General features: G+C 29.8%; 11 protein-coding genes. 2 read left to right on the top strand and 9 right to left on the bottom strand.

Translation table 11 applies throughout. The features are described 5' to 3' along the window. From thrC to thrA, 3 genes are all read right to left on the bottom strand, one after another. Positions 1 to 1,194 (bottom strand): threonine synthase (gene thrC / locus ACH2BO_RS05800; protein WP_395043807.1); only part of this gene is annotated, 1,194 nt, incomplete at its 3' end. A gap of 102 nt (positions 1,195 to 1,296) precedes the next feature. Beyond that, the gene (locus ACH2BO_RS05795) at positions 1,297 to 2,232 is read right to left on the bottom strand and encodes a homoserine kinase (RefSeq protein WP_395043806.1); all 936 of its coding nucleotides are present in this window, start codon (positions 2,230 to 2,232) and stop codon (positions 1,297 to 1,299) included. 446 nt (positions 2,233 to 2,678) lie between these two features. After that, positions 2,679 to 5,126, bottom strand: a complete 2,448-nt coding sequence (thrA, locus tag ACH2BO_RS05790) for a bifunctional aspartate kinase/homoserine dehydrogenase I (RefSeq protein WP_395043805.1) — start codon at positions 5,124 to 5,126, stop codon at positions 2,679 to 2,681. Positions 5,127 to 5,608: 482 nt separating this feature from the next. Between thrA and hutH the strand changes: the two genes are divergently transcribed. Then, complete coding sequence (gene hutH, locus ACH2BO_RS05785) at positions 5,609 to 7,117, top strand: histidine ammonia-lyase (protein ID WP_395043804.1); 1,509 nt, start codon at positions 5,609 to 5,611, stop codon at positions 7,115 to 7,117. A gap of 65 nt (positions 7,118 to 7,182) precedes the next feature. Here the strand turns inward: hutH and ACH2BO_RS05780 are convergent, their stop codons facing one another. Next, a complete protein-coding gene (locus tag ACH2BO_RS05780; protein WP_395043803.1) occupies positions 7,183 to 8,334 on the bottom strand; it encodes an ATP-binding protein in 1,152 nt (383 codons plus the stop codon). Between the two features lie 52 nt (positions 8,335 to 8,386). Between ACH2BO_RS05780 and ACH2BO_RS05775 the strand changes: the two genes are divergently transcribed. After that, entirely contained in the window at positions 8,387 to 8,533 is a 147-nt protein-coding gene (locus tag ACH2BO_RS05775) for a hypothetical protein (RefSeq protein ID WP_395043808.1), read from the top strand. Here ACH2BO_RS05775 and ACH2BO_RS05770 read toward each other — a convergent pair. The 5 genes from ACH2BO_RS05770 to rimK all read right to left on the bottom strand — a co-directional run. Next, on the bottom strand, positions 8,530 to 8,949 hold the full coding sequence (locus ACH2BO_RS05770; protein WP_395043802.1) for a type II toxin-antitoxin system VapC family toxin: 420 nt from the start codon (positions 8,947 to 8,949) through the stop codon (positions 8,530 to 8,532). The genes ACH2BO_RS05775 and ACH2BO_RS05770 overlap by 4 nt on opposite strands. Next, positions 8,949 to 9,200: a DUF6364 family protein gene (locus ACH2BO_RS05765; RefSeq protein ID WP_395043801.1), complete on the bottom strand. Its 252-nt coding sequence runs from the start codon at positions 9,198 to 9,200 to the stop codon at positions 8,949 to 8,951. The genes ACH2BO_RS05770 and ACH2BO_RS05765 overlap by 1 nt, the downstream gene beginning before the upstream one ends. A gap of 330 nt (positions 9,201 to 9,530) precedes the next feature. Further along, positions 9,531 to 9,809, bottom strand: coding sequence for an alpha/beta fold hydrolase (locus ACH2BO_RS05760; protein ID WP_395043800.1), 279 nt, complete (start codon positions 9,807 to 9,809; stop codon positions 9,531 to 9,533). Positions 9,810 to 9,929: 120 nt separating this feature from the next. Continuing rightward, positions 9,930 to 10,445 (bottom strand): DUF421 domain-containing protein, encoded by a 516-nt coding sequence (locus ACH2BO_RS05755; protein ID WP_395043799.1) that lies wholly within the window; start codon positions 10,443 to 10,445, stop codon positions 9,930 to 9,932. Positions 10,446 to 10,645: 200 nt separating this feature from the next. Beyond that, positions 10,646 to 11,653: 30S ribosomal protein S6--L-glutamate ligase (gene rimK / locus ACH2BO_RS05750; RefSeq protein ID WP_395043798.1), on the bottom strand; the 1,008-nt coding region annotated here is incomplete at its 5' end.

Raw genomic sequence — 11,653 nt, 5'->3', positions numbered from 1 at the left:
TAATTTTATATTTAAAACTGGTTCAACAACATCTAAAAATTTAATTGGATGCGCAGTTTCTAAGAAAAAACCAATTGCATCATTGTAATTTTGAAGTTCTTTTTTTAATCCTAAATAACCAATTGCACCGTGAGGTTCAGCAACATATCCAGAATTTATATAAATATTTTTTATTATGAATTTAGTTTCTTCATCAGAAAAAGAATAGGACGAAAAATCTTTTTCAAATGCTTCTAAATCATTGTTATACATTTCTTGAATTCGCACAAAATTACTCGGATTTCCAACATCCATTGCATTTGAAATTGTTGCTACTGATGGTTTTGGATTGTAAATTCCGTTTTCTAAAAATCTTGGAACAGTATCATTTTCATTTGTAGAAGCTACAAAATGGGCGAGTGGTAAACCTAGTTTTTTAGCTATTATTCCTGCGCAGATATTACCAAAATTACCACTTGGACAAGAAACTATTAATGGTTTATTGAATTTTTTTAATTCTTTGTAGGCAAAGAAAAAGTAAAACATTTGTGGTAACCAACGAGCAATATTTATAGAATTTGCAGAAGTTAGATTTTTGTGTTTTAAATCAGCATCATTAAAAGCTTTTTTAACCATGTCTTGACAATCGTCAAAAACACCATCAACTTCAAGCGCAGTAATATTTTCACCAAGAGTTGTAAGTTGTCTTTCTTGAATATCACTAACTTTTCCTGATGGATATAAAATTACAACTTCAACACCTTTTACGTTTAAAAATCCGCTTGCAACTGCGCCACCAGTATCGCCAGAAGTTGCGACAAGAACTGTATTTTTTTTATTTTTATCTTTATTAAAATAGGCCAAACAACGCGACATAAATCGTGCACCAACATCTTTAAAAGCCATTGTTGGTCCGTGAAATAATTCTAATGAATATACATTTTCTTCAATTTTCACTAATGGAAAACCGAAAGATAATGTTTCTGATACAATTTTTTTTAACTCAGTTTCTGGAATTTCATTTCCTACGAATTGTTTAATCGCTTCAAAGGCAATTTCTTCGTTGGATAAATTTTCTATTTCATCAAAGAATGATTGTGGTAATTGTGTAATTGTTTCAGGAAAATACAAACCATTATCTGGTGCAAGTCCTTGAATGACTGATTCTTGAAAAGAAACTTTGCTGTTTTTATTGTTTAAACTATAGTAATTCATTTGTTTAGTTTCGAGTTTCGAGTTTCGAGTTTCGAGTTACCAAGATTTAAAAACAATTTAAAAAACTCGAAACTCATAACTTTTTAACTCGCAACAAATTAATTATATTATTTTAGTTCCTTCTGGATTTATTTTTGAAATATGAATATCAAATTCAATTCCAGTATTTTGATAACTTTCGCTCATTGCTAATGCTACTTTTTCTGCAATTTCTTGACCTTTGCATAAAGCAAAAATACTTGGTCCAGCACCAGAAATTCCAGAACCTAAAGCACCATTTTGCAAAGCAGTATTTTTAACTTGGTCAAAGTTAGGAATTAAATGTTTTCGCAATGGTTCAATTAGTACATCTTTTAGTGAACGTCCAATTAAATTATAATCGTTTGTGTATAAACCTGCAATTAATCCACCCAAATTTCCAGTTTGAGTTATTGCATCTTTTAAAGGAATCATTGGATGCAAAACGGCTCTTGCGTCTGAAGTTTTTACTTCGATATTTGGATGCAAAACTACTGCGTAAAGTTCGCTTGGCGCATCTATTCTAATCACATCCAAAGGATTGTAACCGCGAACCAAAGTAAATCCGCCAAGTAGGCAAGGCGCGACATTATCTGCGTGTTCGCTTCCGCTGGCAACCACTTCGCCTTTCATTGCAAAGTTTACTAACTCGTGTTTTGAAAATGGTTTTCCTAGTAATTCATTGATTCCAAAAACTGCTCCAGCAGCACTTGCAGAACTACTTCCAATTCCGCTTCCTGCTTTTATTTTTTTATGGATTTCTATTTCGAAACCGTGTTTAATTGCATCACCTTTAAAGGCGATGTAATTGATAAGAGCCAAAGCAGCAACTCCAGCAACATTTTTTTCGGTTTCTAATGGTAAATTCGCGCCAGTTATTTTGGTTATTTTTATTCCTTTTTCTGCCGATTTTTTAATAATCATTTCATCGCCAATTCCTTCTAGGCATAGACCTAAAATGTCAAATCCGCAGTTTAGATTGGCGATTGTTGCTGGACAGAATATTTTTATTTCGTTCATATTTTATTTTTTTCGTAGAGAAGTTGCATCGCAACGTCTTTACAATATTATACGTTGCAGTGCAACGTCTTTACAATATTATACGTTGCATTGCAACGCATTTACAATATTATACGTTGCATTGCAACGCATTTACAATATTATACGTTGCAGTGCAACGCATTTACATTTTGATACGTTGTATTGCAACGCATTTACATTTTGATACGTTGCAGTGCAACGCATTTACATTTTGATACAATGCAGTGCAACGTCTTTATTTTTTGATACGTTGGTGCAATACATTTATTAATTAACCCTGATTGAAGTGGAAATCCTTTTTTTAATTGCCTTGGGTTTAAACCCAAGGCAATTAAAAAAAGATTGAAACGAAAAGCAGGAAAATGGTTCATAAATAGAGACCTAGCCATTCGTTTCAATGAAAGAAATGTTGAATTGCAACTTTTTTACACATTTCCAATTCTTATAACATCAGCAAAAATCCCAGACGCTGTAACGGCTGCGCCAGCACCAGCACCTTTTATAATTAACGGTTGATCGCTGTATCTGTCGGTGTAAAATTCTACAATATTATCTTTTCCTTCGAGGTTGTAAAACGGACTTTCTTTTGGGATAAATTGTAAACCTACACTTGCTTTTCCGTTATCGAACGAAGCTACAAATTTTATGCGACAATCTTTGTTTTTTGCTTCTGATAAAAGATTTTCAAAATGGCTTGAATATTTAGTTAATGACTTGAAAAAATCGTCGTTATTGTTGGTTTTCATACATTCGTCTGGTAAAAACGAATTGTTTTTTATGTCTTCCATTTCCATTTGATAACCACTTTCTCTGATTAAAATAAGAATTTTTCGAGCCACATCAACTCCTGATAAATCTATTTTTGGATCGGGTTCTGTAAAACCTTGAACGCCAGCTTCTTTTACCACATCGTGAAAATTGTAGGTTTCCGAAAAATTATTAAAAATAAAATTCAAACTACCAGATAAAACTGCTTGAATTTTGTTGACTTTATCGCCAGATGCAATTAAATTTTTTAAGGTATCAATTATTGGTAAGCCAGCACCAACATTGGTTTCAAATAAAAATGGTGCGTTGTATTTTCGAGATAAATCTTTTAGTTTTTTGTAATTTTCATATTGGGATGAACACGCAATTTTGTTGCAAGTTACCACGCCAACATTCATTTTTAGAAATTGTTCGTAAATTCCTGCCACATCATAATTGGCAGTAATATCCACAAAAATACTGTTGCGTAAATTGAGTTTTTTTACATTTGAAATAAATAAATCAGAATTGGCAATCTCACCTTTTTCAATAGTAGATTTCCAGTCATTTAACGAAATTCCTTCTTCGTCAAAAATCATTTTTCTAGAATTGGAAAGTGCTATGACATGAAGATTTATTTTAAGATTATCTTTTAAAAATTGTTGTTGTTGGTTGATTTGATCAATAAATTTTTCACCTACATTTCCAATTCCCATTACAAACAAATTGAGTTGTTTGGTGTTATCTTCAAAAAAGCGCTCGTGAAGCGTGTTTAATGCTTTTTTAATATCCTTTTCATTAATAACTACCGAAATATTTCGTTCGGATGCACCTTGTGCAATGGCTCGAATATTGACATTATTTTTGCCTAAAGTGCTGAACATTTTACCCGAAATTCCTTGGTGGTTTTTCATATTTTCGCCAACAAGAGCTACGATACAAAGGTCTTTTTCGACAATGCAAGGTTCAATTTTGTGTTGCGAAATTTCGAGTTCAAAAGTTTTATCTATTGATTTTTTTGCGTTATCAGCATCATGATTTTGAATTCCGATGCAAATAGAATGTTCAGAAGATGCTTGTGTGATGAAAATTACGTTTATATTGTTGTTGGATAACACTTCGAATAATCTTTTAGACGAACCTGCAACACCAATCATTCCTGAACCTTCGAGTGTTAATAAAGCAATTTTATCAATATGCGAAATTCCTTTTATAGGATTAGAATGTACTTTATTTTCGTTAGATATATAAGTTCCAAAAGCTTCTGGTTCAAACGTGTTTTTTATCCAAATTGGAATATTGGCATTTAAAACCGGTTGAATTGTTGGAGGATACAATACTTTGGCTCCAAAATGTGACAATTCCATAGCTTCTTGATAAGAAATGTTTTCGATAGGTTGTGCTTGATTGACAATTTTAGGATTTGCAGTAAACATTCCGTTTACATCGGTCCAAATTTCTAATACTTCAGATTTTGATGCATTTGCAATAATAGCAGCCGTATAATCGGAACCGCCACGACCAAGAGTTGTTGTGTTTTTATTATCATCAGTAGCAATAAAACCCGGAAAAACAACTACTTGAGATATATTGGATTTAAGAAAATCGGAAATTAATTGATTTGTTTTAACAAAATTGACTTCGGCTTTGCCAAAATTAGAATTGGTTTTTATAAGTTCGCGACTGTCTTTATATTCGGAATTAATAATTTTTTGCTGTAACGCCAATGTAATAATGTTGGACGATAATAATTCGCCAAAACTTAAAATAGTATCTGTGGTACGATGCGTTAATTCGCCCAATAAAAAACAGCCATCTAGCAAAGTTTTAAGGTGATTAATATTGTTGTTTACTAAATTTATGATTTCGTTTTGATCACTTAGTGGAATCAATTCGTCAATAACATCTTTGTGTTTTTTGTCGATTTGGAAGATGATTTCTTTGTAATTTTTATCTTTTTCTGATGCGTTTTTGGCAGCTAAAAGTAACAAATCGGTAACACCACTTAATGCAGAAACTACAACAGCGAGTTTGTTGGATTGTGATTTTTTTTGAATAATATCAAGTACAAGCTTAATATTTTGAGCATTGGCTACTGATGTTCCACCAAATTTTAATACTATCATGATTTTATTTTATTTTTAAACTATTTAGAGATTAAGTTTCATTTAGTTTTTTCTTAATTTCTTAAATTTATTTTTTGTTTTCAATTATTTTGAAGGTTGTATTTGAGAAATAGAGCATTTTACTTTCATTTTGAAAGTCCATAGAAATTGGATTATATGAGAAAATTATACCCCAAATGGGGTTGTAGTTGTAGTGAATGTTGTGCCAACAGAAGTCGCAACCAAAGAATTGGTAGTAGGTATGAAGCTATATGTGTAGCAATTTTTTAACATTATTTTCAAATGTAGTATTTTTTAGTTGTCAAAAAAAATTGGTTTGTTATTTTTATGAATCCTTCATTTTTATTGAATTTATTTATTTTTAAAAGTGATATTCTGTTTATATGAAGTATTTTTTTAATAAATATTCAATAAAATAATGTCGTTAAACCTTGTTTTTTAACAATCGTTTACGGAATTTTGACATCTAATTTAATTCCAAAATGGACAATTCGCATTATATAAGTTCAGAAGTACTGCATTTAGAGCAATTACAAGAAATAATTTCACAACATAAAACGCTTGCATTATCGGAAGAAGCTAAAATAAATATTCAGAAATGTAGAGCATATTTAGACAAAAAAATGCAAACTTCTACCGAACCAATTTATGGAATAAACACTGGTTTTGGTTCGTTGTGTAATGTTGTTATTTCTAATGAAAACTTATCGCAATTGCAATCTAATTTGGTAAAATCTCATGCTTGTGGAACTGGTGATGAAGTTCCGAATGAGATTGTAAAAATCATGCTTTTGCTTAAAATTCAGTCGATTAGTTATGGACATTCTGGTGTTCAATTGCAAACTGTTGAACGTTTAATTGATTTTTATAATAATGATATTTTACCAGTAATTTATACTCAAGGTTCGCTTGGTGCAAGTGGCGATTTAGCACCTTTAGCACATTTATCGTTGCCACTTTTGGGTGAAGGCGAAGTGAATTATGAAGGTAAAAAAGTACATTCATCGCAAGTTTTAAAACAATTTAATTGGCAACCAATTACTTTGCAATCTAAAGAAGGTTTAGCACTATTAAATGGAACTCAATTTATGAGTGCTTACGGATGTTATATTTTGATAAAAGCGATGAAATATTCTTATTTTTCAGATGTAATTGCTGCAATTTCTTTAGAAGGATTTGATGGAAGAATTGAACCTTTTAACGAATTAATACATTTTATTCGTCCGCATAAAGGTCAAATTGTAACTGCCAAACGAATGAAAGAGTTGCTTGAAGACAGCGAAATTATTTCGCAAAAAAAGCAACACGTACAAGATCCATATTCGTTTAGATGTATTCCTCAAGTTCACGGCGCAAGCAAGGACACGATTGATTATGTGAAGAAAGTTTTTAAAACAGAAATTAATTCGGTTACCGATAATCCTAATATATTTATTGAAAGTGATGTGATTATTTCTGGTGGAAATTTTCACGGACAACCTTTGGCTTTGGCTTTAGATTTCTTGGCAATTGCTTTGTCTGAATTGGGAAGTATTTCTGAAAGAAGAACGTATCAATTAATTTCTGGATTGCGAGGTTTGCCTGCATTTTTGGTTGATAATCCTGGATTGAATTCGGGTTTTATGATTCCGCAATATACTGCTGCAAGTATTGCAAGTCAGAATAAACAATTGGCAACGCCAGCAAGTATTGACAGTATTGTTTCTAGTAACGGTCAAGAAGATCACGTTTCTATGGGTGCAAATGCGGCAACAAAGTGTTTGAAAATTATGGAAAACCTAGAACGCATTTTGGCAATTGAATTGATGAATGCGTCGCAAGCAATTGAATTTAGAAGACCTTTACAATCTAGTGATTTTATAGAATTATTTTTAAAATCGTATCGAGTAGAAGTGCCATTTGTAAAAGAAGATAGAATTTTGCATTATGATATTGAAAATTCTGTGGCTTTTTTAAATAGTTTTTTGATAGATGAAGGTGTTTTTGAATAGTGGTTGTGAGGTTTTTGTGTAATTAGGAATTGGATTCCTAATAATACAAAATTTAATTTTTTTCTTTATACATTAGGTAAATTTTTTAAAGTATAAATAGTGTAATCAGTTCTTGTTTGATTTTCAAATCCTCCATAAATAATTGATAAATTAGTTTCACTATTTATTTTTTTAAAATAATTCAACCCTTTAAAAAAACTTTGATTAATTGTTTTACTAGATTTAATTTCAATTGCTTCCACTTTTGTTCCTGTTTCAATTATTAAATCCACTTCATTTTGAGAGGCATCTCTCCAGAAATAAAATTTAGATTTAGTTGATTCATTAATAGAATTTTTTAGTAATTCTAAAATTATTAAATTTTCAAAAATACTACCTTTTGCATAGTGATTTTCTAGATCGGTTTCAGTTTTAATTCCTAATAAATAACATAACAATCCTATATCATTAAAATAAATTTTGGAAGTTTTTACCAAACGTTTATTGTAATTTTTATGATATGGTTGTAATTTAAAAGTTATAAACGAAGCTTCTAACAAAGTAAACCAAGAATTGATTGTTTTGTTGTCTAAATCGAGTTCGTTTCCTAAGCTTGTCTGGTTAAAAAGTTGCCCTACTCTGCCAGATAGAAGTTGAATAAATTTTTGAAATAAATCTAAATTAGTAATATTCTTTAATAGACGAAGATCACGTTCTACATAGGTTTTTAAATAATTTTCATAATAATCTGCCGATTGAATATTCTGAATTATTTTTCTAGGATAAGACCCAGAAAGAGCATATTTTTCCCAAGATTCTGGTTTGTAAATAGTATTTTCTAATTCTTTAAATGAAAATGGAAGCAAAGTAAACAAAGCTACACGACCAGCTAGTGATTGTGTTATTTGTTCCATCATTAAGAAATTTTGAGAACCTGTAATTATGTATTCACCATTTATATTTCGTTCATCGGTAACAATTTGTAAATAGGAAAATAAGGAAGGAACATTTTGAATTTCATCAATTATAACTCCATTTTTATAAGTATTTAAAAACCCAATTGGATCTATTTTAGCAAATTCTCTATCGGATAAATTTTCTAAATTTACATAACTGTAATTTGGTTTAACCATTTTAGACAAAGTAGTTTTACCCGATTGTCTTGGACCAGTTATGGCAACAATTGGAAACTTGTCTGTAAGTTCTAACACCTTACTAGCTAACATTCTTTGTATCATTTTGTAAAATTAGGAATTGCATTCCTAATTTGCAAGTTTTTTGATAAAAGTTTTGGGTTTAGATCTTTGCGTAAAGTCAGGAGACTTTGCGCAGCTTGGGGTAGAAGTTCCATTTGTAAAAGAAGATAGAATTTTACATTATGATATTGAAAATTCTGTGGCTTTTTTAAATAGTTTTTTGATTGATTTGGAAGATTAAAGTTTAATTGTTTTCAAAAAATCTTCTGGTGTAATAATGCCAAGTTTACTTTTTTTATAATCTTTAGTATTTCTAGTAATTATATGATTAATTGTTCCGTTTTGTTCTGCTGAATAATTTTGTAATGCATCTTCAAAATCTTTAAAATCAGAATTTAAAGCAGTAAGTATTGAGTTTTTATCAGTGCTTAAAATTTCTAAAAAAGATATAAGTGATTTAAGCTTTTCAATTACTTTTTCTTGTTTTCCTTTTTGACTTAACAAATAGTAAACGTTACTTAAAATTACAGGTGTTATGTAACCAACGATTAATTTTCTTTCGCAAAGCGATAAAATTTGTGCAGCATTTTCTGAAAACGGCTCTCTGTCAAAGAAAAAATCTAATATAACATCAGTATCTATTAAAGCGCTTTTCATTACTTTAAATATTTATCTGAAAGACGTTTTATGAGTTGTTTTTTGTAATCAAAATTATCATCTATATGGAAAGAACTTTTTAAAGATTTTACTGTAGGACTAAGTTCATAAATGTCTTTTTTGTTATCATTTACCAATGTTTTTAAATAATTTTCAATAATTTGAGACAAACTATTTTGTTTGCTTTTAGCATATTTTTTAGCTTTTTCAATTACTGATTGGTCTATTGTTAAAGTTAGCTTTGTGCTCATGATTTTGAATTATTTTAAACAAAGATAATAAAAAATTATTACACGTGTTAATTTTTTATTTTTTATACGTATATAATGTTATTGAAATTTTTTTTATTTTGATTCAAAGTCAGTTGACTTTGCGCAGCTTAACTAAGATTTTTGAAAAAAAATTCGAGATTTTATTTAGTTTTTTCAAATTGTTCTTCTGGTATGGTTTTAAAAACTTTTTTGGCTCTTGTTGTTCAAGCAAACATTTCTAACCACATAATGTATAAATGGATAATTGCAACAAAACCAACGATAATTTGAGATAATAAGTTCATTGGTTTTGTTTTAAAGTTTATTGTTTTACTGATAATTAATAAAAGGTTTAATACTTGCCCAAACGGCTTCAAAATTTTCGTTAAAAACAGGATGAGTACCATTTGGAATAATGCAAATTTGATGAATTGGTATCATTTGCGCAGCGTTTACAACATGTTCAATGGTATTTACTTGGTCTCTATCGCCTGCAAGAACCAAAACAGGACATTTTATAGTTTGTAATAAATCTTTTCCAACAGTTAAATTATTGTAACAATTATTTACTTGTGTAAAAAGTTCTTCTATTCGTTTTGGTTCAGGCATTAATTTTAATTGTTGTTTCCAATAAATAGGAGAAATAGAAAAATAAATAATTTTGAATTCATGTTTTATTATTAAAATGTTATAATAGTTTTAGATAATTTGAGAAAGTAAGTTAATGGTTTATTTGTTTAAATTACCTAATGTTTTATGAATTTTACGTTTATGATGGGTTTGTTTTATATTTACATCGCCAGAAATTACACTAATATTTCCGTCAACTTCCATCATTGCCAGTTTTACATCTTGAGTATTTTCAATTCCGTGTTCTCGAATTACTTCGTTAAGTTCATCAGAAGAAATTTCTAATTTGGCTAAAGTTTTAAATTCTAATTTTCCATTATGAATTAATATAACAGGTTTGTCTTGAATAAAATCTTTTACATTTTTAAATTTATACATTATTTTTTTCAAAATAAAATTTATAACAAATAAAACTAAAGCAGCAACTAATCCACCTTCAAGTGAAGAATTACTTCCTACCATTGCATTTTGAACCGAATTACTTATTAGTAAAATTAGAATTACATCGGCAGTATTTAATTGCGAAAGTTCTTTTTTACCAAAAACTCGCAAAGCAATTACCATAAAAACATAAACTGCTGCACTTCTTAGAATTATATCTATATATGGGTTCATTATTTTGATGTTTTTATCTTTTTGTTTAAAGATGTTTGATTTGTTTAAAATTGTTTAAAATTGTATGAAAAAAGTAAAAACCACTTCTAGTGATAACTATTGTAAGCACACTGTGTGACAAATTTACTAGATTTTATAATTATTTCTTTACTTAAATTTTCTAATATCGTATTTCTAATATCCTACTTCGTACCTTAAAATCATTTCCACTTAAAATTTTTCTCAATCGCTTTAATCATTTCTCCAGCAATATCCTTATTTGTTGCGCCTTCAATACCTTCTAATCCTGGTGATGAATTTACTTCTAACAATAATGGACCTTTTGACGACCGAATAATATCAACTCCAGCCACTTTTAAATCCATAGCTTTAGCTGCTTTTATAGCAATTCGTTTTTCTTCGGATGTTGGTTTTATAATAGATGCTGTTCCGCCAAGATGTATATTTGCTCGAAATTCTCCTGCAACTGCTTCTCTTTGAATAGCTGCAACAACTTTTCCATCAATTACAAATAAACGCAAATCTTTTCCGTTGGCTTCTTTTATAAATTCTTGAACTAAGATGTTGGCATTTAAACTTTTGAAAGCGTTAATTACTGATTCAGCAGCTTTTTTAGTTTCTGCCAAAACCACTCCTTTTCCTTGTGTTCCTTCTAATAATTTTACAATTAATGGCGAACCACCAACCATTTTAATTAAATCATCTGTATCTAATGGTGAGTTTGCAAAACCAGTTGTTGGAATATCAACACCATGATTTAGAAGTAATTGTAAGGAATATAGTTTATCTCGAGATTGTGTAATTGCTGCAGCAGAATTTAAACAATATACTTTTAAAGCTTCAAATTGTCTTGTTAAAGCGCAACCATAAAAAGTTATACTTGGACGAATTCTTGGAATTATAGCATCAAATTTATCTAAAATTCTTCCACCACGATAATGAATTTCTGGCGTGTCAGCATCGAGTTTCATATAACATTCTTTAATGTTTAGAAATTCCATTTGGTGACCACGCATTTCGCCAGCTTCCATAATTCGTTTGTTACTATATAATTCGGGATTACTTGCTAACAATCCTATTCGTAAACCTACTTTATTTTCATTGGAATTTACATATAATTCTTTAAGATTTTCAGTTGTAGGTTGACCTAAAAGATATTTTTGTTCAGGATCAACAAGAATTCTACCACTCATGGCTTCACGACCAAG

Origin of the sequence: Flavobacterium sp. (assembly GCF_043773265.1) — a bacterium.
Lineage (GTDB): Bacteria > Bacteroidota > Bacteroidia > Flavobacteriales > Flavobacteriaceae > Flavobacterium.
Note: the sequence above shows the minus strand (reverse complement) of the source record. Positions and strands in the feature narration are given on the sequence as shown.

Excerpts from the sequence above, each read along its gene's own strand:
- ACH2BO_RS05795 (WP_395043806.1), bottom strand. The coding sequence starts at position 2,232 with ATGAACGAAATAAAAATATTCTGTCCAGCAACAATCGCCAATCTAAAC.
- thrA (WP_395043805.1), bottom strand. The coding sequence starts at position 5,126 with ATGATAGTATTAAAATTTGGTGGAACATCAGTAGCCAATGCTCAAAAT.
- hutH (WP_395043804.1), top strand. The coding sequence starts at position 5,609 with ATGGACAATTCGCATTATATAAGTTCAGAAGTACTGCATTTAGAGCAA.
- ACH2BO_RS05780 (WP_395043803.1), bottom strand. The coding sequence starts at position 8,334 with ATGATACAAAGAATGTTAGCTAGTAAGGTGTTAGAACTTACAGACAAG.
- ACH2BO_RS05770 (WP_395043802.1), bottom strand. The coding sequence starts at position 8,949 with ATGAAAAGCGCTTTAATAGATACTGATGTTATATTAGATTTTTTCTTT.
- ACH2BO_RS05765 (WP_395043801.1), bottom strand. The coding sequence starts at position 9,200 with ATGAGCACAAAGCTAACTTTAACAATAGACCAATCAGTAATTGAAAAA.
- ACH2BO_RS05760 (WP_395043800.1), bottom strand. The coding sequence starts at position 9,809 with ATGCCTGAACCAAAACGAATAGAAGAACTTTTTACACAAGTAAATAAT.
- ACH2BO_RS05755 (WP_395043799.1), bottom strand. The coding sequence starts at position 10,445 with ATGAACCCATATATAGATATAATTCTAAGAAGTGCAGCAGTTTATGTT.